Genomic DNA, 24215 nt, shown 5'->3' with positions numbered 1-24215 from the left:
CGGCGCGGCTGGTGGTGGGCAACCGGAGGGCAGGCGTCACGTCACTTCTTGATCGTGTAGCTGTCGCCGTAGACCTTCCAGGTCAGCGGCGGGTCCAGGTCGAGGTTGCCGTTCTTGAGGAACACGCGCTGCATCGTGTCCACCCGCGTGGTGTCCTCGTGCGCCTCCTCCGCCTTCATGGCCGCCTTCCGCGCGTCGAGGAACGCGTTCAGGTATGTCACCTCGTTGCCGCCCTGCGCCGGCGGCTTGGCCTTGGCCAGGGCGGACTTCCTGATGCCGCCGAAGCTCAGCTTGTCGCTGCCGGGCCCGTGCATGACCATGGCGTCGTAGTAGATGAACTGACCGAGCGCCCGCAGGCCGTCCTGCTTGGCCTGATTCACGGCCGGGTTGAAGTAGACGCGGTCGCGCTCGTCGTTCTGGGCCTGCTGGAAGACGGAGTCCTTGGCGGCGGTCTTCCAGTCCTTGGTGAAGTTCGGGTCGAGGCCCTTGTGGGAGGCGGTGCCGTTCACCTTGCGCAGGGCCGGGAGGTATTTCGCCAGGACGTTGCCGGGCTTGCGTTCGGCGTAGAGCTCGACTAACTCCAGCATGTCGCCCGTGCCGGAGCAGAAGCCGATGATCCCGGCCGTGTAGCCGCGGTCGTCCTTGATGTCCTCGATGTACCCGTACTGGGCCTTCCAGTCGAGCGAGGAGTTCTCCGCGCTGGACACCAGCTGCATGGCGATGTCCTTCTTGTGCGGATCGGTGAGGTCAACCGAGGCGGTGGCGGCGCCGGTGACGGTGAGGGAGAGGGTCAGGAGTGTGGCGGTCAGCACATGCGCTCCTGTCGGAGAGGGGGTTGTTAGGAAAGCTTCCTAACGAACCATACTCGGGGAGCGCATGCCGTGTCGCGAAAACTAACTCAAGGGACGTAGTGCCGCCAGTTGCTCCTCGAACGGAACGACCTCGTCCTTGCTCTCTGCCCTGGGGCCGAGGTGCCGGAGCAGGCCGGCCAGCTCCTCCGCGGCGCGGGCGATGCGCGGGCCGAGCCCGTCCGTGAAGGCGTCGCTCGCACCGCCCCAGTCCTCCGCGGCCGCGTAGACGGCCGTGGGGACCACGACGGCGCGCAGGTAGGCGAAGAGCGGGCGCAGCGCGTGCTCCAGCGCCAGCGAGTGGCGGGCGGTGCCGCCGGTGGCGGCGATGAGCACGGGCTTGCCGGCCAGGGCGGTGTTCTCGATCACGTCGAAGAACGACTTGAACAGGCCGCTGTACGAGCCGCTGAAGATCGGCGTGACCGCGATGAGCCCGTCGGCCTCCGTCACCGCCTCGATCGCCTCGCGCAGCCGGCCGTTGGGGAAGCCGGTCACGAAGTTGTTCGCGATGTCCACGGCGAGGTCGCGCAGCTCGATCACGCGCACCTCGGCCTCCACCTGCCGCGTGACGGCCTCGGTGAGGCGGTCGGCGAGCAGGCGGGTGGAGGAGGGCTGCGTCAGGCCCGCAGTGACGACGACGAGCTTCATCTGGTCGATCTCCTTTCCTGGGTCAGGCGGTGACGGCGGGGACGCGGGAGGCGTGGGTGGGCCCGTCGGGCACCTCGGCGGGACGGTCCTTGGCGAACTCCTTGCGCAGCACCGGCACGACCTCCTCGCCGAGGATGTCGAGCTGCTCCAGCACGGTCTTCAGCGGCAGGCCCGCGTGGTCCATCAGGAACAGCTGGCGCTGGTAGTCGCCGAAGTACTGCCTGAACTCGAGGGTCCTGTCGATGACCTGCTGCGGGCTGCCCACGGTGAGCGGGGTCTCCGCCATGAACTCCTCCAGCGACGGCCCGTGGCCGTACACGGGGGCGACGTCGAAGTAGGGGCGGAACTCGCGCACCGCGTCCTGCGAGTTCTTGCGCATGAACACCTGGCCGCCCAGGCCCACGACGGCCTGCTCCGGCGTGCCGTGGCCGTAGTGGGCGTACCGCTGCCGGTAGAGGTGGATCAGGCGCATGAAGTGCTCCTTCGGCCAGAAGATGTTGTTGGCGAAGAAGCCGTCACCGTAGTAGGCGGCCTGCTCGGCGATCTCCGGGCTGCGGATCGAGCCGTGCCACACGAACGGCGGCACCCCGTCCAGCGGGCGCGGCGTCGAGGTGAAGCCCTGCAGCGGCGTGCGGAAGCGCCCCTCCCAGTCGACGACGTCCTCGCGCCAGAGCTTGTGCAGGAGCGCGTAGTTCTCGAGGGCGAGCGGGATGCCGTTCCTGATGTCCTGGCCGAACCACGGGTAGACGGGCCCGGTGTTGCCCCGGCCCAGCATGAGGTCCACCCGCCCGTCCGCCAGGTGCTGCAGCATGGCGAAGTCTTCGGCGATCTTGACCGGGTCGTTGGTTGTGATCAACGTCGTGGCGGTGGACAGGATCAGGCGCTCGGTCCTGGCCGCGATGTAGCCGAGCATGGTGGTCGGCGAGGACGGCACGAACGGCGGGTTGTGGTGCTCGCCGGTCGCGAACACGTCGAGCCCGACCTCCTCGGCCTTGAGCGCGATCGCCACCATCGCCTTGATCCGCTCGTGCTCCGTCGGCGTCCTGCCCGTGGTGGGGTCCGTGGTGACGTCGCCCACGCTGAAGATTCCGAACTGCACTTTAGTCACCATCCAGGACTGTTGAAAGTTTGACGGCTACGGTAGCGCTCAGCCCTCCGCGGATATTCCACCATGGGTGCTACGGAGCGAGAGCGTTGATGCCGGAAGGGTCGAGGACGCGGCTGGGGGCGCCGTGCTCCGCGACCGCGATCATGGCCCGGCCGATCCGCTCCGTCGTGGTGACCGCAGAAGGGAACATCCGGCGCAGGATCGGATAGAGGGGACGCACCACGACGTACGCCACCCGGTAGAGCCGGGTGCGGGACGTGACGCCGTGCATCGGCTGTATGTAGCCCGGGCGGAACATGTACGCCTCCAGCGGCAGCGCGAGCAGGGCGTTCTCGGTCGCGCCCTTGACCCTGGCCCACATGGACCGCCCCTGGGCGTCGGTGCCCACGCCCGACACGTACACGAACGTCGAGCCGGGGTTGAGCCGCGCCAGGGTGCGCCCCACGGACAGCGTGAAGTCGTACGTGATCCGCCGGTAGTCCGCCTCCCTCATGCCCGCCGACGACACCCCGAGGCAGAAGAAGCAGGCGTCGTAGCCGCTCAGCTCACCCTCGATCGCGCCCAGATCCAGCAGATCGTCGTGCCGGATCTCGCGCAGCTTGTCGTGCGCGAGCCCCGTCGGTGCCCGCCCGACCGTGAGCACGGCGGTCACCCGGTCGTCGAGCAGGCACTCCCTGAGCACCCCGCGCCCGATCATCCCGGTCGCCCCGAAGAGGATCACTTTCATGACAGGCCATTCGTTGATCGGCGGTCTTCCGTACTAGGGTCCCATGGGTGTGATGGACTGGTATCCGCCGATCGAGCCGTACGGCTCCGGGATGCTCGGCGTCGGCGACGGTGCCGAGCTCTACTGGGAGACCTGCGGCAGCCCTGAGGGCAAGCCCGCGCTGTTCCTGCACGGCGGCCCCGGAGGGGGCCTGCTCCCGGACTTCCGGCGGTTCTTCGATCCGTCCGCCTACCGGATCGTGCTGTTCGACCAGCGCAACTGCGGCCGCAGCCGCCCCTACGCCGGGGACCCGGAGGTGTCGCTGGAGCACAACACCACCTCGCGGCTGGTGGCCGACATCGAACGGCTGCGCGAGCACCTGGGGATCGAGCGCTGGCTCGTCTTCGGCGGCAGCTGGGGCAGCACACTCGGCCTGGCCTACGCGCAGGCGCACCCTGACCGGGTCACCGAGCTGGTGCTGCGCGGCGTGTGGCTCGTCCGCCCCGCGGACGTGGCCTGGGCCTTCACCCCGGCAGGCGCGGCCCATCTGTTCCCCGCCGAATGGGCGGCCTTCCTCGCCCCGATCCCCGCCGGCGAGCGGGACGACCTCGTCGCCGCCTACGGCCGCCGCATCAACGACCCCGACCCCGCCGTCCACGTCCCCGCGGCACGGGCCTGGATGGCATGGGAGCTGTCCGCCAACACCCTGCTGCCGGTGCCGCCGCCCGACCTCGAGGACGCCATGCTGGTGGCCTTCGCCCGCATCACCCACCACTACATCGCCAACGGCGCCTTCCTCGCCGAGGGCGGCCTGCTCGCCGGCATCGACCGCATCCGCCACATCCCGGCGGTCATCGTGAACGGCCGCTACGACGTCAAGACGCCGCCCAGCCAGGCGTGGGACCTGCACCGGGCCTGGCCCGAGGCGGAGCTGCACATCGTGGAGGACGCCGGCCACGGCGGCTCGGAGCCCGGCACCCGCCGCCTGCTCATCGAGGCCACCGACCGCTTCCGTCACTCACGCTGACCGGCGTCCGCCCCGATCGTCTCCATGATGTCGCCGGTCAAGGGGTAGGGCCGCTCCACCGGCAGCAGGCCGGACACGTCCGCGCGGCCCGACACCGCCGCGCAGACCTCCCGCACCCGGTCCGTGATGTCGGTGATCCCAAGAGTCCACTCCTCCACGTAGCGCCGCACCGCACCGCCTCCCCGGACAGCCCGATCTGGATCGACCGGTACGGCAGCGCCTCGTGCCGCAGCCCCCGCTCGGGGTCCCAGCGGATCCGCACCGGGCTGCGGCGCACCCGCTCGGCCCACCCGGGGCGCCGGTCGTCGTGGATTAAGGCCCCGCCAGGTCACGGACGGCGAGGACCAGGTGGGCGACGGCGGCAGGGGGGACGGTCAGGCCGCGGGTCGAGACGCCGATCGCCCACTGCGTGCCGGGCACCACCGCGGCCGCGCACGCCACGTCCTCCCTGAACTGCCCGTGCTCCTCCACCACCTGCCCCGGCCGCAGCCCCGCCAGCTCCTTCTCCACGTCCTCCACGCTCGCCGGGGTCACGGAGGTGAAGCGGCGCAGGCCGTGCTCGGTGAGCACGTCGCGCCGGACCCGGAGCGGCAGCGGGAGCAGCAGCGCCTTGCCCAGCGCGGTGGCGTGCGGCGCCGTCTCCAGGCCCGCCTGCAGGTCCTCCAGCCACGGGGAGCGAGGCCCCTCCGCGAGGTCCACCACCATCAGCCGCCCGTCGGCGAACTGGGCCAGGTAGGCGCTGTGGCCGGAGGACTCGGCCAGGCGCCGGAGCACCTCGGAGGCGCGCGGCGGCCGTTCGAACGACTCCAGCATCTCGTGGAAGCGCTCGGCCACCTTCGAGCCGGGCAGGTAGTCGCCCTCCGGCCGCCGGTGCAGGTAGCCCTCGTAACAGAGGGTCCGTACCAGGTGGTAGGAGGTGGACAAGTTGAGGCCGCAGCGGCGGGCGATGACCTTGACCGACAGTGGCCGGTCAGCCCGCGAGACCTCTTCCAGCACGCGGAGCGCGCGGGACACGCTGCGGATCAGATCGCTGGGTTCTTCGCCGGTCATCCATCAAGCATCTTCGCGCCATCCGGAAATCGCACCCTGCCGGGGCGGAAACCTCTCCGATGATGTGGCCGCGCCGGAGATATCGCAGTGGGCCGGCGATCCGCTGTCCGGGGTCCATCGCCGTGGCGGCCTCCACGGTGGCGCGGCCAGGCCGCAGATCTAGCTTCTGCCGAACTTCTGCGCCACCTGCTGTGCGATCTTCAGCTTCCGGGGCTCGAACTCGGGATAGAAGTCCTTGCCGCACTCCAGGTCGTCGAGCGCGGCCTTGATCTCCCTGTTCAGATACGGCCGGGCCTGCTGGGCAGTGAGTGGCTGGCCGCTGCGCTGGAACTTTGCGTACTCGCCGGCGAACGGGGCGCCGCGGTCCGCGACGGCTGTCGGCTTGGTGTCGCTGACGGCGTAGCCCTTGCCCTTCAGGCAGGTGGCCATGGCGGTGGCCAGCTCCACCAGCTTCGGGTCGCTGTCGAGCTCGGCGGCCACCGCCTCGTCCCTGGCCGTGATGAACTGGGACAGCAGATCGGCTCCCGACCTCACGTTCAGGCCGAGTACCTTCCTGGCCGCGGCGCCCTCGCATGTCTCCCTGGCCTTGATGTAGGCCAGCGCCTGGGCCTTCGAGAGCTCGAGCATGAGCTTGTTGTTCGGGTTCGCGTCAAGGTCGGCGGCGCCGGCCTGGCGCATCATCTCCTCGGGGTAGACGCTCATGGCGAACGCCCCGAAACCATATTTTTCGCGATATTTCCGCATTGCCTGGTATTCGCCGGACGCGCGGTTGCGTTCCTCGTCGGTCTCCTCCTTCTCCGGCGGCACCCCACGCGACGTACTTGAAGCCCTGCTGCTTCATGCAGTTTGCCTTGACCGCCTCGAGCTGGTGCTGCTTGTCCACCGCGCTTCCTGCGGGCGCGCTCCGCGTGGACGCGGGCCCGGCCGGCGCCGTCACGGTCTCCCCGCAACCGCAAAGGACGGCGAAAGCCAGCAGCGCGGTAGGAAGTGTCTTTATCATCGGAGGTCCGCTGGAGAGCATGATCCGCAAGATGCTTCGTTAAACGTACTAGCGTCAATCTGGGCGGTGCCGCTGCGCTTCGTCGCGGTGAACGACGGCCGGGTGCGGGGCAGGGGCGGTCACCGGGCGGTGCGCCAGGACTGCTCCTCGACCAGCTCCACGCTGCGCCAGCCGCCGGGCGTGCGCCGCATGCGGTGGTGGTACCAGCCGCCGCCGTGCAGGAAGCCCTCGGTGTCCGCGGTGACCAGGTCCCTGGTGGGGGCGAGGGTGTCGGTGAAGGGGGCGCTCACGCGCGCCTCGCCCTCCGCCAGGTCGATCCGCGGGGCGCCGATGAGGTGCAGGCGTCCGGGCCAGTGCGGCAGCACCTCCGCGAGCCAGGCCTTGACCTCGTCCCGCGTGCCCCTGATGCCGCCCGCGGTGCGGTAGTCGATCACGGCGTCGGGGGTGAACACCTCGTCGAGCAGGTCCCACTGGCCGGAGTCGACGGCGTGGGTGTAGCGGGCCAGCAGGTCGGTGATGTGCAGCCGGTCGGCGATCTCCTGTATGTCCATGACGCCGATCGTTGCGCCCTGCGCGCCCGATGACCAGGGCGCTCGGCTGCCGCGGTCTTCGTATGGTTAATGCCGCTTTCTAGGGGATTTCGCTTGCATGATCGGATGATCACCGGGTACGCCTGTCGTCATGCCCGTTACAGGCTACGAAGGTTGGTTATTGGCGGGCCGGTACAGATTGCTCGCCGAGGTGGGCCGGGGCGCCATGGGCCGCGTCTGGCGCGCGCATGACGAGCTGCTGGACCGGCAGGTCGCGGTCAAGGAGCTGCGCATCCCGTACGAGCCGGGACCGGAGCGGGAGGCGCTGCTCGGGCGCACCCTGCGCGAGGCGCGCCTGACCGCGCGGCTGAGCCACCCGCGCATCGCCGCCGTGTACGACGTGGTGGTCGCCGACGAGCGGCCGTGGATCGTGCTGCAGTTCGTCCCCGCCCCCAGCCTCGCCCAGCTGATCGCCGATCGGGGACCGCTGCCCGTGACCTCGGTCGCCCGGATCGGGCTCGAGCTGCTGGACGCCCTGCGCGCCGCCCACGCCGGCGGCATCGTGCACCGCGACATCAAGCCGGCCAACATCCTCGTCACCGACGACCGGCACGCCATCCTCACCGACTTCGGGCTGGCCAGCACCCTGGACGACCAGGGGCGCCGCACCCAGGAGGGCATGGTCGTCGGCACGCCCGCCTACATCGCCCCCGAACGCGCGCGCGGCGGCCCCGCCACGCCGCAGGCCGACCTGTGGTCGCTGGGCGCCACCCTGTACGCGGCGGTCGAGGGCCGTGCCCCGTTCGGGCTCAGCAGCGAGCTCGCCACCCTCTCCGCGGTGCTGACCTCGGCGCCGGAGCCGTTCGAGCACGCCGGGCCGCTCGCCCCGATCATCACCGGCCTGCTGGAGAAGGATCCGGACCGGCGCACGGACGCGGAGCGCGCCTACGAGCAGTTGTCCGCACTGTGCGAGTCGCCGATCGTCCCGGTCTCCCTGGACGCTCCGACCCTGGACGGTGACAGCGGGCGGATCACCGCCTCGTCCGGCGATCGTCCGTTCGGGAAGGGGACGCCGTTCCGGCAGCGGGCGACCGAGCACTGGCGGCAGGCGGCCGCTGTCGCGGCCCTGATCGTCAGCGTGCTGGCGACGGCGTCGTGGTGGAGTGGCGACCCGGGCGCGCCGCGTCCGGCGACCTTGGCCCAGCCCACCCCGTCCCCGGCCACGCTCGCGCCGGACACGGCGCTCCAGGCCCGCGAAGTCGTCGCGCAGCGCCATGCCGGCAGGCGCGAATCGAAGACCGCCCGTACGACACCGCCCGTCTCCACGCATGCGGCCGTTGTCCCGCACGCACCGGCGACGAAGAGCAGGACGACCGGGACAGGGAAGGTCAAGACGCCGAAGGTCAAGACCAAGAACGTGAAGGTGAAGAAGGTCAAGGTGAAGAAGGTCAAGGTGAAGAAGGTCAAGGTGAAGCAGCACGGCGTGAAATGACCGCTGCCACCGGCCGGGTGGAGGAAACGAGCAAAGGGTCAGGTTCGCGGTGAACCTGACCCTTTGATCATGGTGGACGATACTGGGATTGAACCAGTGACCTCTTCCGTGTCAGGGAAGCGCTCTCCCGCTGAGCTAATCGTCCTTGGAGGTGGCGACGGGATTTGAACCCGTGTGGACGGCTTTGCAGGCCGCTGCCTCGCCTCTCGGCCACGCCACCGAGCCGGAAGCTCCGAGCGGAAGACGGGATTCGAACCCGCGACCCTCACCTTGGCAAGGTGATGCTCTACCACTGAGCCACTTCCGCGTGCGCCCCGCTTGTGCCGGGCGACGAGAGAACTCTAGCGAATCCTGGCCCAGTCCCCAAACTGAATAGGCGTGCTCATGGCCTCTGCGCCGCGGAGGCGGGTTCGGTCGCTTCCGCTCCCTCACGTGTGGCCGCCGTTGACGGCGACGCGCCGGCCCGTGACGAACCCGCCGCCCTCCGAGGCGAGGAACGAGGCTGTGGCCGCCACGTCCTCGGGCGTGCCCATCCTGCCCAGGGGGACATCCGCGAGATGGCCGCTCTCGTCGAAGCCCGCGTGCCGCTCCACCGGGATCCAGCCGGGGGCGACGATGTTGGCCGTGATGCCGTGCGGGCACAGCTCCCGCGCCCAGGGGAGGGTCATGGCGTGCTGGGCGCTCTTCGCCGCGATGTAGGCGGACGGAGGGCTGCGGGCCCGTCGCGTTGATCACCAGCACGTGCACCGAGTTGACCGCGACGGCCAGGCCGTCGGCGGCCGGCCTGCGCGCGATCAGGGCTCCCAGGCCGCGCGACGCGCCGGTGACGAGGGCGACTGCTGCTGTCATGAGCCCCCACTCCAGGCGCCGGCGACGGGCCTGGAGCACTCCGGGGCGCGGCTGGCGGCGGGCCTGTTAGCGGCGGGCCTGGAGCTCCGCGGGGTGCGTCCCCTCCGTCTCCAGGAGGTACTCCTGGCCGGAGACGGCGCGGTTGTGCTCGATGACCTGCTCCGACGGCGCCCTGTAACCGCCCATGAGCGCGTTCTGCGCCTTGCGGAAGCGCTCGTGCGCCTCCCGCGTGTACCCCGGCCCCACGGTGGTGTAGTCGCTCTGCGCGGTGATCAGCTCCCGAAGGTACGCCTTGTTCGGCTCGAACGTCACCGGCGGCGGGCAGGCCGGGGCCAGCACCTGGTCGGGATCGCGCCCGTCGAACCGCTTGAACAGCTCGGCCGCCAGCCGCAAATGCTCCAGCTCCATGCCGAGGTTCAGCTCCCAGACGTCCCGCACTCTGGGATGCGGCTCGGTCTGCGCGAACGAGTAGTACATGTAGCACTCGTTGTACTCGTGGTTGAGCAGCCGTTCCCACCAGCTCTGGCCCGGATCGACGAGCGACTCGTAGTGCGTGACGTGCCCCTCCTCGATCATGGCGATCTCCTGGTAGAGCCCGCGGGCGACCGGCTCCATGAGCATGGGGCCGGCGTTCATGTAGAAGTTCATGGCCTGCTGCTCGGCCGCCGTGACCGTGAGCGTGTGCAGGCGCGACAGCGGCTCCGTCGACCTCCTCTGGTACGGCTCCCGCACGTTGTCCATCGGGTCCCTGTGCTGCAGGTACGTCGGCCGCCCCGGCATCACCTCGGTCAGCCGGTCCACGATCTTCTCGGCCCTGCGGTGCTCGATCGTCTCGTACAGGTTCGCGAACCGGTACAGATGATCGACGTGCTCCAGCACGGCGAACTCGTACGCCTGCCTCAGATACCCGTCCGGCTCCATCCGCGCCACCCACGCCGTCAGCTCGACCGCCGCCTGCTCGTAGGCGAGCGTGGTCTCCAGCACCGACGACACCCCCGGCAGCAGCCAGTTGACCGCCTTCTGCTGCTGCGCCTCGATGTAACGCACCCGCGCCAGCTGCCGCCGGATCTCGGTGTCCGGGCAGTGGCGGGCGAGACGGTGGCTGAAGACGATCGCGTCCGTCTCGATCCCGTTCATGGTGATGATCCGGCACCTGGTGTACGGGTCGGCGTGGTCGGGATCGATGGGCTCGACGTTCAGCTCGCGCCAGCCGCGCACCTGGTCGTCCAGCGGGACACCCCGCTCCTGCAGTGGGTCGAAGGCCATGTGGCTGCGCTACCCGGCGCACTTTCCGGCAAGCTCCGCGTTCGGTCCTCGAACCGCCCGCGTTCGGTAAGGAGGCGCGTGTCGGGACAGGGCGCCGGGTAGGGCGCGGACGTGGGTGAACAAGATGTCATCGAGTTGCTGGTGACCCAGCACGGCCAGATCAGGGACCTGTTCGACGAGGTCGAGCAGGCGCCTCCGGACAGGCTGGAGGAGGCGTTCGACCGGCTGACGCGGATGCTGTCGGTGCATGAGACGGCCGAGGAGGAGATCGTCCACCCGTACGCGCGCAGGAAGCTGGACAACGGCCAGGGCGTGGTGGGCGACCGGCTGACCGAGGAGAACCGCGCCAAGCAGCTCCTCCTCGAGCTCCACAAGGGCGGCGTGGACCATCCGCAGTTCTGGGAGCGCCTCGGGGAGCTGCGTACCGCCGTGACCATGCACGCCCGCAGCGAGGAGCGGTACGAGTTCGCCAAGCTGCGCGCGAACACCTCCACCGTCGAGCGGCGGGCCATGGCGGCCGCGGTGCGGGCGGCCGAGAGCCTCGCGCCGCTGCGACCGCACCCCGGCACGGAGAGCGCCACCAAGAACATGCTGATGGGCACGCCGATCGCGCTGATGGAGCGGGCCCGGGAGATGATCCGCAAGGGGCTCGGCAAGCACACCTGACGCTTCGTCGCGGGACGAAATGTCCAGGTACTAGCGTCGTAGGCATGGAGTACATCGCTCGTGACGCCGACATAGCCCCCGTCGCCGCTCTCATCGCGGACCCGACCAGGGCGGCCATGCTGACCGCCCTGCTCGACGGGCGGGCGCTGGCGGCGGGGGAGCTGGCCAGGGTGGCCGGGGTGAGCGCGGCCACCGCCAGTGCCCACCTGTCCAGGCTGCTCGACGGCCGGCTGGTCGACGTCGTGCGCCAGGGCCGCCACCGCTACTACCGCCTGGCCGGGCACGACGTGGCCGAGGTGCTGGAGGTGCTGGCCAGGGTCAGCGCCCGCCCGCCCGTACGGTCGCTGCGCCAGTCCCGGCAGGCCAGGCTGCTGGAGGAGGCCCGCACCTGCTACGACCACCTCGCGGGACGGGCCGGCGTGAGCCTGCTCGACCAGCTCAGGGAGGGCGGCTACTACGCGGCGCAGGATCTGACCGGAGCGGGCGAGCGGCTGCTGAGCGGCCTCGGCGTGGACGTGGCCGGCGCACGGCGGTCGAGGAGGCGCTTCGCGCCCGAGTGCCTGGACTGGACCGAGCGCAGGTCGCATCTCGGCGGCGCGCTGGGTGCGGCGATCACGGAGGTGCTGCTCGAGCGGGACTGGTACCGGCGCGGAAAGGTGCCCAGGGCGGTGGTCCTCACCGACGAGGGCAGGGAGGGGCTCTCCGCGCTGTTCTCGCGTAAGGAGCTAACATCGGGTACGCCGGTTACCTAGCAGCGAGAGAGACGCACCATGCGCGACAACGAGGTCGTGAACGTCGGTCCCGAACCCCTGACATTCGACGACGTCATCAAGGTGGCCCGTCACGGAGCCGCAGTCCGGCTCACCGACGACGCCCTGGCCGCCGTCTCGGCGGCCCGCCAGCGGGTGGACGAGCTGGCCGAGAGCCCTGTCCCCGCGTACGGCATCTCGACGGGCTTCGGCGCCCTCGCCACGCGGCACATCGACCCGGCGCTGCGCGCCCAGCTCCAGCGCTCTCTGGTGCGCTCCCACGCGGCGGGCAACGGGCCGGAGGTCGAGACCGAGGTCGTGCGCGCGCTCATGCTGCTGCGCCTGCACACCCTGGCCACCGGCCACACCGGCGTCAGGCCGACCACCGCCAGGACCCTGGCGGCGCTGATCAGCGCGGGGATCACGCCGATCGTGCACGAGTACGGCAGCCTCGGCTGCTCCGGCGACCTGGCCCCGCTGGCGCACGTCGCGCTGACGCTGATGGGCGAGGGCGTCGTACGCGACAGCTCCGGAGACGTCCAGCCGGCCGGTGAGGCGCTCAAGCAGGCCCGGATCGAGCCCGTCGAGCTGGCCGCCAAGGAGGGCCTGGCGCTCATCAACGGCACGGACGGCATGCTCGGCATGCTCATCCTGGCCATCGAGGACCTCACCAGGCTCGTCAGGACCGCCGACGTGAGCGCCGCGATGAGCGTGGAGGCGCTGCTCGGCACCGACCGGGTGTTCATGCCGGAGCTGCAGGCCCTCAGGCCGCACCCCGGCCAGGCGCTGGCCGCCGCCAACATGACCAGGATCCTGCGCGACTCCGGCATCATGGCCAGCCACCGCGACCCCGCGGCCTGCACCCGCGTCCAGGACGCCTACTCGCTGCGCTGCGCCCCCCAGGTCGCCGGGGCCGCCCGCGACACGATCGCGCACGCCGCCACCGTGGCCGGATGGGAGCTGGCCAGCGCCGTCGACAACCCCGCCGTGCTGGCCGACGGCCGCGTCGAGTCCAACGGCAACTTCCACGGCGCGCCCATCGCGTACGTGCTGGACTTCCTGGCCGTCGTCGCCGCCGACCTCGCCTCGATGTCCGAACGGCGCACCGACCGCTTCCTGGACGTGGCCCGCAACCACGGGCTGCCCGCCTTCCTGGCCGACGACCCCGGCGTGGACTCGGGCCACATGATCGCCCAGTACACGCAGGCGGCCATCGTCTCCGAGCTGAAGCGCCTGGCCGTGCCCGCCAGCGTCGACTCCATCCCCAGCTCGGCCATGCAGGAGGACCACGTCTCCATGGGCTGGTCGGCGGCGCGCAAGCTGCGCAGGTCCGTGGACGGGCTCACCCGCGTGCTGGCCATCGAGGTGCTCACCGCCGCACGCGCGCTCGACCTGCGCGCCCCGCTCGAACCCGCCCCCGCGACGGCGGCCGTGGTCAGGGCGCTGCGCGAGACCGTGCCCGCGCCGGGCCCCGACCGGTTCCTGGCGCCGGAGATCGACTCCGCCGTACGCCTGGTCGCCGACGGCGGCGTGGTGGCGGCCGCCGAGTCGGTCACCGGCCCCCTGGCCTGAGCGCCACGATGAGGTCCACCTCCAGCAGCAGCCCCGGCATGAACAGCTTCGACACCTCCACGGTCGTGCTGGCCGGGGGCGTGCCGGTGATGTACTTCCTGCGCACCTGACCGAGCTCGACGCGCATGTCCATGTCCGTCAGGTACGTCCGGATGAACGCGACGTCGTCGAACGTCGCCCCCTGATCGGCGAGGATGCGTGAGATGACCTGGAAGACGTGCTCCGCCTGGGCCGTCATGGACCCTTCGCCGACGACGTTCCCGTGCTCGTCGAAGGCGGCCTGGCCGGAGACGTAGAGCATGTCGCCGACGCGCACGGCGTGCGAGTAGTAGCCGTTCGTGGCGGGGATCGTCGAGAGGTTCAGCGGCACGGCACGACGGGCCGGGCCACCTCCGAGGTGCTCGGTGATGGCCGTCAGGTCGCGCTCGCCCAGCCCGGCCGCCCGCGCCTCCTGCAGCCTCGCCCGGGCCGCGGTGGCCATGGACGCTCCGTCCCAGGCGCCCAGCTCCAGGTCCTTGGTCGCGTGCGCGAGCGAGTAGCGGGTCTCGGCCGACGGCACGCGCAGCCGCTCCGCCAGCGTGCCCAGCGGGGTGCCGGACAGCACGTCGATCAGCGCGCCACGGTCCACGCCATGCGCCTCGCCGTACGCGAACGTCTCGGCCAGCAGCACCTGGGCGGGCACGATCGCGCTCATGACGGCGATCTTCATGGCCGCGCCGGCTCCCGTCGGCCCCAGCTCCCGTACGGACCCGAACACCGACAGGACCTCCCGACACCCCGAGAGGTCACCGCCCGCCAGCACGGTCAGCGTGCCCTCGGTGGCGGGGCCCACGCTGCCCAGCACGGGAGCGTCTACCAGCCCCACCCCGGCCGGGAGCAGCGCGCGCAGCTCGCGCACCGCCTCGGGGCCGATCGTGGACATCTCCACCACCGTGGCGCCGGGCCGCAGCCCCGGCAGCGCCGCCGTCAGCACCTCTCGCACCGCGGCCGGGTCGCTGAGCATGGTGATGACCAGCTCGGCCCCGTCCACCGCCTCCGCCGCGGTCACCCCGCTCCCGCGCCGCCACGTCGTCACCTTGTGCCCGGCCTGCTCCAGCCGCCGGGCCATGGGGACGCCCATGCGTCCCTGTCCGAGAAAAGCAATCTGTCCGAGAAAAGGGGTCATGCTCACAGTGAACCGGGGTGCCGAGCCATTCCACAAACAACTAGGTTGCATATCAGCCATGCATAATCTGAATGCCTTTGACGCGGATGTGCTGCGGTTGTTCCACGAGATCGCCGAGAGCGGCTCGTTCACCGCCGCCGCCGAGCTGCTCGGATACACCCAGTCGGCGGTCTCCCGCCGCATCGCCGCGCTCGAGCGCGCCGCCGGAGGGCCGCTCTTCGAGCGCCTGGCCAGAGGGGTGCGCCTGACGCCCGCGGGCGAGGCGCTCCACCGGCACGCCGTCGCCGTGCTCGACCGGCTCGAGCGCGCGGGCGAGGAACTGGCCGCCATCCACGGCGGGCGGGGCGGGACGCTCCGGCTGGGCGCGTTCGCCACGGCCAACGTGGACCTGGTGCCCGGCACGCTCAGACGGTTCGTGGAGCGGCGGCCCGGCGTCGAACTGCGGCTGGTGGAGGGGCTCACGGCTCGCCTGATGGAGCGGCTGCGCGCGGGCGCGCTCGACGTGGCCGTGATCAGCGACTACCCCGCCGGGCTGCCCGCGGCGGCCCCGCACACGGTGCTCCTGCGCGAGGACCGCCTGCTCGTCGCGCTGCCCGGCGGCCACCGGCTGGCCGGCGACGCCGAGGTGGACCTGCGGGACCTGGCCGAGGAGACGTGGATCGAGGCCGCCCCGCGCGGCCAGCCGACGCTGCTGGTGACCGCGTGCGCGGCGGCCGGGTTCACGCCGCGCGGCGGGCTGCGGGTGGCCGAATGGACGGGCAAGTTCGGGTTCGTCGCGGCCGGGCTGGGCGTGACGCTGGTGCCGGAGCTGGCGGCGCGGGCCGTGCCGCCGGATCTGGTGCTGCGACCCCTGCGGGGCACGGCACCCGTACGGAAGGTGTACGCGGCCCTGCCCGAGACGCCACTGCCCGCCGCGCTGGAGCTCGTCGAAATGCTGGGAGAATGGAAGGCGTGTACGACGGCTTCGCCTATTTAGGCGGTCAGCACGCGACCGGGCTGCGTGACGTGACCTCCGACCTGGCCGCGCTCGACGGCGAGGGCTGGTGGGCCGTGGTCGTCGACTACGAGGGCAAGGTGACGTGCGCCCGGTTCGACCGGGTGCGCCAGGCGCCCCTGCCCGCGCCCGCCGCTCCCTGGCGGGGGCCGCGGCCCGATCAGTGGCGCAGCTCACTCGACCAGGCCGCCTACGAGCGCGGCGTGCGCGCCATCCGCGCCTACATCGAGCAGGGCGAGGTCTACCAGGCAAATCTTTGCCGCATCTTGACCGCGCCCGTCCCGGCCGACGCCGACCCGCTCGCGCTGGCCGCCCGGCTGGCCGCGGGCAATCCCGCGCCGTACGCGGCCGTCATCCAGGTGCCCGGGCTCAGCGTGGTGTCCGCCTCGCCCGAGCTCTACCTCTCGCGCGACGGCGACGTCATCGAGTCCAGGCCCATCAAGGGCACAGGCGCGACCGCCGGCGACCTTCTCGACAAGGACTACGCCGAGAACGTCATGATCGTCGACCTCGTCCGCAACGACCTCGGCCGCGTCGCCGCCGTCGGCTCGGTCGAGGTGCCCTCGCTCTGCGCGGTCGAGGAGCATCCCGGTCTCGTCCACCTCGTCTCCACCGTCCGGGCCCGGTTGGCGCCGGAAGCGGGCTGGCCCGAGCTCTTCGCCGCGACCTTTCCGCCCGGATCCGTCACGGGCGCGCCCAAGTCGTCGGCGCTGCGCATCATCAATGAGCTCGAACCAGCACCCCGCGGGCCGTACTGTGGGGCCGTGGGCTGGGTCGACGCCGACCGTCGCCGGGCGGCGCTGGCCGTGGGCATCAGAACATTCTGGATCTCGGCACTGGCTCACGGCGACAGTGAGATCCGGTTCGGCACCGGCGCCGGCATCACCTGGGGCAGCGACCCCGGGCGCGAATGGCTCGAGACCGAGCTCAAAGCAGCCAGGCTCATCGCACTGGCATCCACAGGAGGAACTAGATGAACATCCCTGTCTGGGTCAACGGCGAGTTGCTCGACCCCGCGCAGGCCAGCGTGTCGGTCTTCGACCACGGGCTCATGGTGGGCGACGGCGTCTTCGAGACGATCAAGATCGTGAACGGCCGGTCGTTCGCGCTCACCCGCCACCTCGACCGGCTCACGCTCTCCGCCCAGCGCATGGACCTGCCGGAGCCCGACGTCGACGCCATCGCCGACGGCATCGCGAGGCTCCTGGCGGTCGCGCCCGCCTGGGCGCTCGGCCGCATCCGCGTCACCTACACCAGCGGCCCCGGCCCGCTCGGCTCCGACCGCGGCGACCAGGGCACCACCTCGGTCGTCATCGTGGACGAGCAGAAGCCGTTCCCGGCCACCGCCAACGTCTCCGTCGTCCCGTGGCCGCGCAACGAGCGCGGCGCCCTGTCCGGGGTCAAGAGCACCTCGTACGGCGACAACGCCAAGGCCCTGCTGTACGCCAAGAAGCGCGGGGGCGGCGAGGCCATCTTCGGCAACCTGGCGGGCAACCTCTGCGAGGGCACCGGCTCCAACATCTTCATCGTCCGCGACGGCCGCCTGCTCACCCCGACGCTGGAGTCGGGCTGCCTGGCCGGGGTCACCAGGGCGCTGGTGCTCGAATGGTGCGGCGCCGAGGAGGCGGACGTGCCGCTGTCGGCGCTGTACGAGGCCGAGGAGGCGTTCCTGACCTCCACGACCCGCGACGTCCAGCCGATCAAGCTGGTCGACGACACGGAGCTGCCGGTCGCTCCCGGCCCGATCACCACGAAGGCCATGCGCGTCTTCGCCGAGCGCTCCGCCGCCGACCTCAACCCCTGAGCGGGCGAGTCCACCGCCACGCCCGGATCCACCGTGGACCGGGCGGTGGCGGCGGGTGGTGCCGCTGTCAGTACGACTTCTGGGTCTGGACGTTGAAGTCGTCCATCTTGACGCGCTTGGCCGGGTCGGTGAGCGGGTCGTCGATCCTCAGGACGTCCAGGCCCTCACGGATGTCGCTCGAGTAGATGTAGCCGTTGTAGTAGTACGCCGACCAGGAGCCAGCGACGTCGCCGCCGGGGAACGGGCCGCGCTCGAAGTAGCCGATCTCCTTCGGGTGGGCGGAGTCGGTGAAGTCCCAGATCGACACCCCGCCCTGATACCACGACTGCACCATGACGTCCTTGCCCGGCACCGGGATCAGCGAGCCGTTGTGGGCCACGCAGTTCTCGTCCCGCTGCTGCTCTCTGGGGATCTTGAAGTAGCCACGCCGCTCGAGCTTGCCGTTCACGATGTCGTACACGGCGTCCGCGCCCTTCGTGGCCGGCGTGTTGCGGTCGCACGTGGCCTGGCCGCCGCCGCCCAGCTCGTCGCTGAAGACGACCTTCGTGGCGTCGTTGTTGAACGTCGCCGAGTGCCAGATCTGGAAGTTCTCCGTGTCGGTGATCTGCTGCAGCACCTTCGGCCGGACCGGGTCGGAGATGTCGAGCAGCACGCCGTCGCCGAAGCAGGCGGCCGCGGCGAGCTTCTTCTCCGGGTACGCGGTGATGTCGTGGCAGCCGGAGGCGAGATCGGAGTGCTGGCGCTCAGGAAAGATATCCGGCTTCGCCACGATTTTTGCGGATTTAGGCGACTTTGTCGGTATCTCTACGATCTGGATGAGCTCGTGGGGCGGCGGGCAGGTCTTCGACTCCGGCTCGGGGCCGGGCGATGACACGTACACGTACAGCGTCTCCCCGGCCGGGACCATCGTGTGCGTGTGCGAGCCGCAGTCGGTCCTGACCGCGCCGACGTACTTCGGGCTCTTCTTGTCGCTGATGTCGAAGATCCGCAGGCCCTCCCACTCGCGGCTGCCGTCGCCGGAGTCGCACTCCTCGCCGGCGCGCGGCTCGTCGATCGAGAGGATGAGCAGGTCGCCGTAGACGCTGACGTCGTTCTGCTGCGCCGGGCAGGCCACCTGGCTCACGATCCGGGGCCTGGCCGGGTCGCTGATGTCGTAGATGGCGAACCCGCCGAAGTTGCCCTGGTACGCGTAGTCGCCCTGGAACGCCAGATCCGTGTTGATGTCGTCGGCGCCGTTCAGCGGGGCGGTCCTGGGGATGTTCGCGACGAGCTTGACGTTGTCGCTCGTCATCACGTCACCGCTGGGGCGGGCGGAGGACGTGGCGGCCGGAGCGCTGCTCTCCCGCGTCGAGGCGGCGGGCGTCGGCGCCTCGGCCGGCTGGGGGCCCGCCGCGCACGCGGAGGCCAGTAACAGCACCGCACCCAACAACGCTCCGCGCAACGTGGCAGAGATCAACGCGCGTCCCCTTTGTCTCGTAGCTCACTATGGAAGCTATGCCAGGAGATTCGCGGCCGCGTACGGTCTTCATCACAGTTATGACGACATTCGCCCTCGCCGCCTGCTCCCAGCAGCAGCCGGCCGGACCCTCGCCGGTGGGGACGGACGCGCCCGTCATCGTGCCGGGGAGCCCGGGAGCGCCTGGCCGCACCGCGACGCCGGGGGAGCGCGTGGGGCAGACGCCGGCGCCGACGGTGGCCTCGGACGTCCGCTTCGCCGAGGCCATGATCCCGCATCACCGCCAGGCCCTGGAGATGGCCTCGCTCGTCAACGACCGCACGACCACGGCCGCCATCCGCTCGTTCGCCCGCCAGATCACGGCCGCGCAGACCCCGGAGATCAAGGCCATGACCGGATGGCTGGCCGAGCTCGGCCGCCCCGCTCCCGCCGCCCACGAGCACGATCGGACGGCGGCGTACGGCATGGCGACGCAGGAGGAGCTGAACGCCCTGAGCGCGGCCAAGGGGACGGCATTCGACCGCATGTTCCTGCAACTGATGACCCGGCACCACGAGGGCGCGGTGAGAATGGCGGGGGAGGAGCTGGCGACCGGCCGCGACAGGCGCATGCGCCTGCTGGCCAAAGACGTGTACTCGGGTCAGAGCATCGAGATCGCCCGCATGCGCAAGGCTCTGGAGAGCCTGCCCGCCTAGATCGTCAGGACGGCCAGAGCATGTTGGTCAGCTCGGCGTCCAGGTCCATGTAGTCGGTCTCCCGCCCTGCGGGGACCTTCTCGTACGTACGGTGGAGGAACTCGGTGAGGGGCGCCAGCGGCACTTCGAAGAGCGCCTGCCCGAAGGGGGACGTGAGACTGATATGGAGCGTCCGCTCGCCGTCGGCACGCGCGGGCCACACCTGGACGTCGCCGTCGCCGACACGCCGGACGATGCCCACGGTCAGCAACTCACGGGCAAAGATCCACTCGACCGGTTCGTCGTTCCCTACGTGGAAAGCCATGCGGATGGCGTACGGATCGTCGGCTGTGTAACTCAGTCCGGCGAGCAGGGGGACGGTAGTACGGTCGGGGACCACAAGCCGAAGGCCAAGCTCGGCGGAGACGGTGGTGCTGTTCATCGTCAGCCAAACCTTTTCGTCGTAGGTCCCCTCTACGGGGCTTTCACTGCTCTGACGGACTTCGTCCTGAGCTATGACGCGGAACGAAGAAACCTGTAGGAAAGATTCCGCTCCAAGGGCCTTCTGTAACGCACATCACAGCTGGACATTTAGGCATCTACCAGGCTAAACGGCATCAACCGGGTCGTATTTACAAGGGTTTTGCGTCTTGCGGAGCCTGTCCCGGCGCGCGCCGACCATGAACGTTTCTCGCCAAAAGATCACGACCGATGCCAACCGGAACAGGACGATGGTATGCCACCGACCCACTGTGCCGGTGGGCAACCGCCACGTTTCACCCGAATCCCTCTCCCCGCCTTCGTCCCAGCCCCCGACGACCCGCCCGAACCACCCCTCCGACCGCTACCCAACCGCCACTCGACCGCCACCCGACTGCTTCGCTTCGCCAGCAGGTGCCAGAGTGCGGTATGGTTTTCCCCGTCGGCACCGCAAGGGACCGACAGGGCGGGCGATTAGCTCAGCGGGAGAGCGCTTCGTTCACACCGAAGAGGTCACTGGTTCGATCCCAGTATCGCCCACAGGAAAGATCCCTGGTGAGAGGCTCGCTGCTCGTGACGAGTAGCGGGCTTTTCTCATGTCTGAAAGTCGATGGGAGCCAATCGGGGAGCCATCTCACTCGGACTCAACCCGTCGGCTTGTCGCCGAAGATGGTGTTCATGGTGTGGGCACCTTTGGTGATCACCGGCCTGAGTTGGTGCCGGTGCACCGCTTCCGTGACGCTGGTGCCCGCGTGCCCGACGAGATCGGCGATGGTCTCGATGGGGACGCCCTGGTCACTCATGATGGAGACGAAGGAGTGACGCAGCTCGCGGGGTGTCCAGTTGGTTCCGATCCCCGCGTCTTTGGTGATCTTGCGGAATGCCCGTCGCACGTTCGCGGCATCCAGTGGAGTGCCGACGCTCGTGCAGAACACCAGGCTGTGATCTTGCCACCCCTCGCCCGCCTTGAGCTTCTGGGCGGCTTGACCGACGTGGTGCTGGCGGAGAGCCTCGGCCGCCAGCTTGGGCAGCTCCAGCGTGCGCCGCGACTTGCGCGTCTTGGTGTCACCTCCATCTCGGTCGGCACGCCATACGTAGATGGCGTACTTCCTGTGCTTTAACCCCACTTCCGTCACCGGTCGCCAGGATTTGAGAGTGGGCATCCAGGCGACGACGTGATCCCAGCGGAGCGCGCGGGCTTCCTCGGTACGGACGCCCGTGGTGAAGCTGATCACCACGTAGGCGTGGAGTTCGGACGATTCGGCGGCTTTGAGCACTGCCTCTGCCTGTTGCCGGGTGAGCGCTTTGCTGGGCCGCCCGTCCGTCCCTTGGGTGTGGTGACCAGCTCGGCGACGTTCCTGCGAACCATGTCGCGTGCCTGAGCTTGCCGGATGGCCCTCTTCAGCACACTGTGGATCTCTCTCAGGGTGGTGGTGGCCAGCCTGCCGGCGAGCTGGTCGAGCCACTCATCCACGTGATCCGCACGTAGTTGCTGGAGCTTGATCTTCCCCAGCTCTGGGATGACGTGCGTCTCGGCGAGGATGCGTAGCTTGGTGACAGTGCCCTCGGACCGGCCTTTCAGGCCCTTGCTGAGCCAGTCGTTGACGGCTTCCCGCACGGTGTACGTCTCCGATGCGGTGATGCCCGCCTCAAGTGCTCTGACGGCCTTGATCAGCTTGTCCTTGACCGCGGTCTTGGTCTTGGCCTTGCGCTTGAGGCGCTGGCGTCTGCCGTCAGGGCCGAACCTGAGGGAGATGGCTCCGGTGTAGCCGTCTCCCTCGGGGTAGATGGTCGCTTCGTACTTGCCGATCAGGATTTTGGCCAAGGGATCACCCCTTCTCGTGACGGTTGAGGTACTCCTCGATCGCCTTCCTGATCACCCACGACACATCTCGTTCCTGCGACTCGGCGTACCTGCGGAGACGGTCTTTCAGCGCCGTGTCCACCCGTACGGGAGGCAGGGTCGTTCGGTCGCTCGTCATAGACGGCTTCCTTTCCTGTCATGCAGTTATCAAGAGGCGCCGGCCGGACGGGTGGCTGTGCCTTGCGTCCGGCCTATAGAGAACGGTGTAGCACGGTGTTCTACGCCTCGTCCATCGGTTCCAGCGAGGAAATGAAGTCGGCAAGGTGTTGGTCGGTTATCCGGTGAAGCTTGCCGATCTTGATGCTCTTGAGCTGCTGTGTGCGGAGTAGGTAGTAGACCTTGTCGCGTCCGATGCTCAGCATCTCTGCGACCTGTTCGACGGTGTATGCCTGCATGTGCATCCCCCCTCTCGGTTTGTCGTGGGCGGCCCTCTTCCTTCGCGGGGTTCGCGCGTGTTTCTGGTTACGGACTGTGATGGTCCGTCTGTTCGTCCGTCCGCGCCTGTCACGCCTTATACATGCGCAGACGCGCGGGACGGACGAGGACAACGGACGCGGACGATTACGGATCGTGTATCTCGGGGAGGGCGCGCCAGCGTCCCCGCGCGACCTGTTCGACCTGACGCGCATGGCCTAGTTCTTGGAGGCGTTGGTAGACCCAGGTGCGACGCATGCCAGTTGCACGTATGAGATCACCGACGCTTGTCCCGTCGTCGGACGCCTGCCTCAGCGAGGTTGTCAGGGCCTCCTCGGCTTCCCGTACGGCGTTGTCGCGGGCGTGCCGGGGTGACGGTCGGACGGCGGGTTGTGGCGGCGGGGCGGGCCTCTCAGTCGCGCGTTGAAGGGCTTGAGCCGATACCTCGTCGAGGGACGGGCGGTGTTCCGCGTGCCGTTCCGCGGTGGCCTGTACTCCCTCGTCGTCGAGGAGATAGGTGCGGGCACGGCGAGGGATGTCGTGTTCGGGGGAGCTGATCAGGAACTTGCCGGGGGCGTCGAGCTTGTGGGGATGCCATCCGGCCTTGACCATGCCCTGCCCCAGGATGAGGTCGCCGTCGCGTGGCTCGCGGACGCGGAAGCACAGCCGGACGTCCATCTGTGCGCGAACCGCGCTCTTGCCCATGGCGTGCTTGGACGGGCGTTGGGTGGCGGCGATCAGGTTGACGGCTGGGGCGCGGCCACGTCGGGCGATCGAGTCGGCGTAGTCGATGGCGCGTGGTGCCTCGCTGGCCAGCTCGGCGTACTCGTCGACGACGATGATCAGCGCGGGCCGCTCTGGTGACGGCTCCCAGACGCGTTCGCCCCGTTTGGTGAGGTCGTCGGCCCGTCCGTCGAGGATGACCACGGCATCGGCCAACAGGTTCTCTGCCTCTTGCGGAGTGGTGGCCAGGCGATCGATGCACGATGCCCAGGGCATCAGCTCCATACCGCGCTTGACGCGGACAGGGCTGCCGTCCTCGAACAGGCCCAGCTTGGCGGGCTGGGTGATCGAGGTGGTGGATGGGCCTGGCCAGGCGATGGCGTCGGCGTGCGGGTCAGTCTCGATCACGCGCACGTCGGCGCGGTTGGCCTGCTTGGTGGCCACCGGTTGGACGCGGATGCCGCCGCGTGTGGTGCCGAGTGCCGATTCCAGGCGGGGGACGGCGCTGATGGCGTCTTCGACGGTCTGACCGAGTCCCAGCCCGAGGCGGAAGCGGTAGCCCCACAGGTCCACGATCGCGGACTGGACGCGGGATCCAGTCAGGCCGACCGCTTTGGCGATGTCAGGCCAGGCGGCCAGCGTACGTTCGACGCGGATGCGGGCTCGCCGCCGGCGGTGCGCCCACCACGGGACAGCCAGCAGCACCCCGCCGATCAGCAGGATCGCCGGGAGTGGCGCTGCGAAGGGGCTATTGCGGGCGGCGGCGGTCAGCCACCCGCCCGCGAACGCCGTGGTGATCGCCGCATAGCTGCGTTCGATCGGGCGCGTGAGGTTCACCCAGCGTCCCCACACGAGCAGCGCCATGGCCACGGCGGCGGCCAGTAGGGGGACGATGGGCCACCAGGGCGGGGACCAGGTGTGCAGGGTCGCCCCCGCCGCCACGGTGACCACCGCGGCGGTGAAGGGGGCGAGTTCGGAACGGTAGCGCCAGATGGCGCGGGCGATGCCAGCGATGACCAGGGGCGCGAATTCGAGGTCATCGGTGATCAGGCCGATGGGTTCGACGCCGTAGCGGCGCATGCGGCGGGCGTTGGCGCCGCATCTGGTAGCGCGAGGCACGATGACGGCTC

At 69.8% G+C, this 24215-nt stretch carries 27 protein-coding genes and 4 tRNA genes; 10 read left to right on the top strand and 21 right to left on the bottom strand.

What is annotated here, in order from left to right; genetic code table 11:
- Positions 1-41 precede the first annotated feature (41 nt).
- The 4 genes from AB0H84_RS19375 to AB0H84_RS19360 all read right to left on the bottom strand — a co-directional run bounded on the left by AB0H84_RS19375 (position 42) and on the right by AB0H84_RS19360 (position 3331).
- Entirely contained in the window at positions 42-812 is a 771-nt protein-coding gene (locus AB0H84_RS19375; protein ID WP_357605438.1) for a chitosanase, read from the bottom strand.
- Between the two features lie 81 nt (positions 813-893).
- A complete protein-coding gene (locus AB0H84_RS19370) occupies positions 894-1496 on the bottom strand; it encodes an FMN reductase (protein WP_357605435.1) in 603 nt (200 codons plus the stop codon).
- Positions 1497-1518: 22 nt separating this feature from the next.
- Positions 1519-2595: an LLM class flavin-dependent oxidoreductase gene (locus AB0H84_RS19365; protein WP_357605432.1), complete on the bottom strand. Its 1077-nt coding sequence runs from the start codon at positions 2593-2595 to the stop codon at positions 1519-1521.
- A 79-nt stretch (positions 2596-2674) separates the two neighbouring features.
- The gene (locus tag AB0H84_RS19360) at positions 2675-3331 is read right to left on the bottom strand and encodes an epimerase (RefSeq protein ID WP_357605429.1); all 657 of its coding nucleotides are present in this window, start codon (positions 3329-3331) and stop codon (positions 2675-2677) included.
- Between the two features lie 49 nt (positions 3332-3380).
- Here AB0H84_RS19360 and pip point away from each other — a divergent pair, with 49 nt between their 5' ends.
- Entirely contained in the window at positions 3381-4337 is a 957-nt protein-coding gene (gene pip / locus AB0H84_RS19355) for a prolyl aminopeptidase (protein ID WP_357605847.1), read from the top strand.
- Here pip and AB0H84_RS19350 read toward each other — a convergent pair.
- The 4 genes from AB0H84_RS19350 to AB0H84_RS19335 all read right to left on the bottom strand — a co-directional run bounded on the left by AB0H84_RS19350 (position 4325) and on the right by AB0H84_RS19335 (position 6938).
- Positions 4325-4507 carry a hypothetical protein gene (locus tag AB0H84_RS19350; RefSeq protein ID WP_357605426.1) on the bottom strand — a complete coding sequence of 61 codons (183 nt, stop codon included), beginning with the start codon at positions 4505-4507 and terminating at the stop codon, positions 4325-4327. The genes pip and AB0H84_RS19350 overlap by 13 nt on opposite strands.
- 142 nt (positions 4508-4649) lie before the next feature.
- Positions 4650-5387: a helix-turn-helix domain-containing protein gene (locus AB0H84_RS19345; RefSeq protein ID WP_357605423.1), complete on the bottom strand. Its 738-nt coding sequence runs from the start codon at positions 5385-5387 to the stop codon at positions 4650-4652.
- 159 nt (positions 5388-5546) lie between these two features.
- The gene (locus AB0H84_RS19340) at positions 5547-6194 is read right to left on the bottom strand and encodes a hypothetical protein (protein ID WP_357605421.1); all 648 of its coding nucleotides are present in this window, start codon (positions 6192-6194) and stop codon (positions 5547-5549) included.
- Between the two features lie 312 nt (positions 6195-6506).
- Entirely contained in the window at positions 6507-6938 is a 432-nt protein-coding gene (locus tag AB0H84_RS19335; RefSeq protein WP_357605418.1) for a nuclear transport factor 2 family protein, read from the bottom strand.
- Between the two features lie 160 nt (positions 6939-7098).
- Between AB0H84_RS19335 and AB0H84_RS19330 the strand changes: the two genes are divergently transcribed.
- Positions 7099-8409, top strand: a complete 1311-nt coding sequence (locus tag AB0H84_RS19330) for a serine/threonine-protein kinase (RefSeq protein ID WP_357605416.1) — start codon at positions 7099-7101, stop codon at positions 8407-8409.
- 70 nt (positions 8410-8479) lie between these two features.
- Here AB0H84_RS19330 and AB0H84_RS19325 read toward each other — a convergent pair.
- The 5 genes from AB0H84_RS19325 to AB0H84_RS19305 all read right to left on the bottom strand — a co-directional run bounded on the left by AB0H84_RS19325 (position 8480) and on the right by AB0H84_RS19305 (position 10524).
- Positions 8480-8554: transfer RNA gene (locus AB0H84_RS19325), tRNA-Val, on the bottom strand.
- A 1-nt stretch (position 8555) separates the two neighbouring features.
- Positions 8556-8629: transfer RNA gene (locus tag AB0H84_RS19320), tRNA-Cys, on the bottom strand.
- A gap of 15 nt (positions 8630-8644) precedes the next feature.
- Positions 8645-8716, bottom strand: a tRNA-Gly gene (locus tag AB0H84_RS19315).
- A 121-nt stretch (positions 8717-8837) separates the two neighbouring features.
- Positions 8838-9077 (bottom strand): SDR family oxidoreductase, encoded by a 240-nt coding sequence (locus AB0H84_RS19310; protein ID WP_357605413.1) that lies wholly within the window; start codon positions 9075-9077, stop codon positions 8838-8840.
- A 247-nt stretch (positions 9078-9324) separates the two neighbouring features.
- Positions 9325-10524, bottom strand: coding sequence for a hypothetical protein (locus tag AB0H84_RS19305; protein ID WP_357605410.1), 1200 nt, complete (start codon positions 10522-10524; stop codon positions 9325-9327).
- A gap of 111 nt (positions 10525-10635) precedes the next feature.
- On the opposite strand from AB0H84_RS19305, the gene AB0H84_RS19300 reads away from it, so the two are divergent.
- The 3 genes from AB0H84_RS19300 to hutH are packed head-to-tail and all read left to right on the top strand — an operon-like array spanning position 10636 to position 13511.
- Positions 10636-11190 carry a hemerythrin domain-containing protein gene (locus tag AB0H84_RS19300; RefSeq protein WP_357605407.1) on the top strand — a complete coding sequence of 185 codons (555 nt, stop codon included), beginning with the start codon at positions 10636-10638 and terminating at the stop codon, positions 11188-11190.
- Between the two features lie 44 nt (positions 11191-11234).
- On the top strand, positions 11235-11942 hold the full coding sequence (locus AB0H84_RS19295) for a metalloregulator ArsR/SmtB family transcription factor (RefSeq protein ID WP_357605404.1): 708 nt from the start codon (positions 11235-11237) through the stop codon (positions 11940-11942).
- Positions 11943-11960: 18 nt separating this feature from the next.
- Positions 11961-13511, top strand: coding sequence for a histidine ammonia-lyase (gene hutH, locus AB0H84_RS19290; RefSeq protein ID WP_357605401.1), 1551 nt, complete (start codon positions 11961-11963; stop codon positions 13509-13511).
- Here the strand turns inward: hutH and AB0H84_RS19285 are convergent.
- Entirely contained in the window at positions 13492-14676 is a 1185-nt protein-coding gene (locus tag AB0H84_RS19285; protein ID WP_357605398.1) for an NAD(P)-binding domain-containing protein, read from the bottom strand. The genes hutH and AB0H84_RS19285 overlap by 20 nt on opposite strands.
- 58 nt (positions 14677-14734) lie before the next feature.
- Between AB0H84_RS19285 and AB0H84_RS19280 the strand changes: the two genes are divergently transcribed.
- The 3 genes from AB0H84_RS19280 to AB0H84_RS19270 are packed head-to-tail and all read left to right on the top strand — an operon-like array spanning position 14735 to position 17474.
- A complete protein-coding gene (locus AB0H84_RS19280; RefSeq protein WP_357605395.1) occupies positions 14735-15652 on the top strand; it encodes a LysR family transcriptional regulator in 918 nt (305 codons plus the stop codon).
- Complete coding sequence (locus AB0H84_RS19275; protein WP_357605392.1) at positions 15619-16647, top strand: chorismate-binding protein; 1029 nt, start codon at positions 15619-15621, stop codon at positions 16645-16647. The genes AB0H84_RS19280 and AB0H84_RS19275 overlap by 34 nt, the downstream gene beginning before the upstream one ends.
- Positions 16644-17474, top strand: a complete 831-nt coding sequence (locus tag AB0H84_RS19270; RefSeq protein WP_357605389.1) for an aminotransferase class IV — start codon at positions 16644-16646, stop codon at positions 17472-17474. Before AB0H84_RS19275 ends, AB0H84_RS19270 begins: the two co-directional genes overlap by 4 nt.
- A gap of 67 nt (positions 17475-17541) precedes the next feature.
- On the opposite strand, the gene AB0H84_RS19265 is transcribed toward AB0H84_RS19270, so the two are convergent.
- Positions 17542-18891, bottom strand: coding sequence for a hypothetical protein (locus AB0H84_RS19265; RefSeq protein WP_357605844.1), 1350 nt, complete (start codon positions 18889-18891; stop codon positions 17542-17544).
- 119 nt (positions 18892-19010) lie between these two features.
- On the opposite strand from AB0H84_RS19265, the gene AB0H84_RS19260 reads away from it, so the two are divergent.
- Complete coding sequence (locus AB0H84_RS19260; RefSeq protein ID WP_357605386.1) at positions 19011-19625, top strand: DUF305 domain-containing protein; 615 nt, start codon at positions 19011-19013, stop codon at positions 19623-19625.
- A gap of 4 nt (positions 19626-19629) precedes the next feature.
- Here AB0H84_RS19260 and AB0H84_RS19255 read toward each other — a convergent pair whose 3' ends face one another.
- The gene (locus AB0H84_RS19255; RefSeq protein WP_103958541.1) at positions 19630-20046 is read right to left on the bottom strand and encodes an SsgA family sporulation/cell division regulator; all 417 of its coding nucleotides are present in this window, start codon (positions 20044-20046) and stop codon (positions 19630-19632) included.
- A gap of 506 nt (positions 20047-20552) precedes the next feature.
- Between AB0H84_RS19255 and AB0H84_RS19250 the strand changes: the two genes are divergently transcribed.
- Positions 20553-20624, top strand: a tRNA-Val gene (locus AB0H84_RS19250).
- Between the two features lie 104 nt (positions 20625-20728).
- On the opposite strand, the gene AB0H84_RS19245 is transcribed toward AB0H84_RS19250, so the two are convergent.
- From AB0H84_RS19245 to AB0H84_RS19225, 5 genes are all read right to left on the bottom strand, one after another.
- A complete protein-coding gene (locus AB0H84_RS19245; RefSeq protein WP_357605383.1) occupies positions 20729-21361 on the bottom strand; it encodes a site-specific integrase in 633 nt (210 codons plus the stop codon).
- Positions 21316-21909 (bottom strand): hypothetical protein, encoded by a 594-nt coding sequence (locus AB0H84_RS19240; RefSeq protein ID WP_357605380.1) that lies wholly within the window; start codon positions 21907-21909, stop codon positions 21316-21318. The genes AB0H84_RS19245 and AB0H84_RS19240 overlap by 46 nt, the downstream gene beginning before the upstream one ends.
- A gap of 4 nt (positions 21910-21913) precedes the next feature.
- Positions 21914-22066, bottom strand: coding sequence for a ribbon-helix-helix domain-containing protein (locus AB0H84_RS19235; RefSeq protein WP_185068721.1), 153 nt, complete (start codon positions 22064-22066; stop codon positions 21914-21916).
- A gap of 100 nt (positions 22067-22166) precedes the next feature.
- Positions 22167-22343 (bottom strand): helix-turn-helix domain-containing protein, encoded by a 177-nt coding sequence (locus tag AB0H84_RS19230; protein ID WP_357605378.1) that lies wholly within the window; start codon positions 22341-22343, stop codon positions 22167-22169.
- Between the two features lie 166 nt (positions 22344-22509).
- Positions 22510-24204 (bottom strand): cell division protein FtsK, encoded by a 1695-nt coding sequence (locus AB0H84_RS19225; protein WP_357605375.1) that lies wholly within the window; start codon positions 24202-24204, stop codon positions 22510-22512.
- Positions 24205-24215: the final 11 nt, after the last annotated feature.

Origin of the sequence: Nonomuraea sp. NPDC050786, assembly GCF_040654115.1 — a bacterium.
GTDB lineage: Bacteria > Actinomycetota > Actinomycetes > Streptosporangiales > Streptosporangiaceae > Nonomuraea.
Note: the sequence above shows the minus strand (reverse complement) of the source record. Positions and strands in the feature narration are given on the sequence as shown.

Coding starts and splice junctions, on each gene's coding strand:
- AB0H84_RS19335 (WP_357605418.1), bottom strand. CDS start 6,938: ATGGACATACAGGAGATCGCCGACCGGCTGCACATCACCGACCTGCTG.
- AB0H84_RS19345 (WP_357605423.1), bottom strand. CDS start 5,387: ATGACCGGCGAAGAACCCAGCGATCTGATCCGCAGCGTGTCCCGCGCG.
- AB0H84_RS19230 (WP_357605378.1), bottom strand. CDS start 22,343: ATGCAGGCATACACCGTCGAACAGGTCGCAGAGATGCTGAGCATCGGA.
- AB0H84_RS19275 (WP_357605392.1), top strand. CDS start 15,619: ATGGAAGGCGTGTACGACGGCTTCGCCTATTTAGGCGGTCAGCACGCG.
- AB0H84_RS19285 (WP_357605398.1), bottom strand. CDS start 14,676: ATGACCCCTTTTCTCGGACAGATTGCTTTTCTCGGACAGGGACGCATG.
- AB0H84_RS19270 (WP_357605389.1), top strand. CDS start 16,644: ATGAACATCCCTGTCTGGGTCAACGGCGAGTTGCTCGACCCCGCGCAG.
- hutH (WP_357605401.1), top strand. CDS start 11,961: ATGCGCGACAACGAGGTCGTGAACGTCGGTCCCGAACCCCTGACATTC.
- AB0H84_RS19235 (WP_185068721.1), bottom strand. CDS start 22,066: ATGACGAGCGACCGAACGACCCTGCCTCCCGTACGGGTGGACACGGCG.
- AB0H84_RS19295 (WP_357605404.1), top strand. CDS start 11,235: ATGGAGTACATCGCTCGTGACGCCGACATAGCCCCCGTCGCCGCTCTC.
- AB0H84_RS19260 (WP_357605386.1), top strand. CDS start 19,011: ATGACGACATTCGCCCTCGCCGCCTGCTCCCAGCAGCAGCCGGCCGGA.
- AB0H84_RS19310 (WP_357605413.1), bottom strand. CDS start 9,077: ATGACCCTCCCCTGGGCGCGGGAGCTGTGCCCGCACGGCATCACGGCC.
- AB0H84_RS19280 (WP_357605395.1), top strand. CDS start 14,735: ATGCATAATCTGAATGCCTTTGACGCGGATGTGCTGCGGTTGTTCCAC.
- AB0H84_RS19305 (WP_357605410.1), bottom strand. CDS start 10,524: ATGGCCTTCGACCCACTGCAGGAGCGGGGTGTCCCGCTGGACGACCAG.
- AB0H84_RS19370 (WP_357605435.1), bottom strand. CDS start 1,496: ATGAAGCTCGTCGTCGTCACTGCGGGCCTGACGCAGCCCTCCTCCACC.
- AB0H84_RS19360 (WP_357605429.1), bottom strand. CDS start 3,331: ATGAAAGTGATCCTCTTCGGGGCGACCGGGATGATCGGGCGCGGGGTG.
- AB0H84_RS19255 (WP_103958541.1), bottom strand. CDS start 20,046: ATGAACAGCACCACCGTCTCCGCCGAGCTTGGCCTTCGGCTTGTGGTC.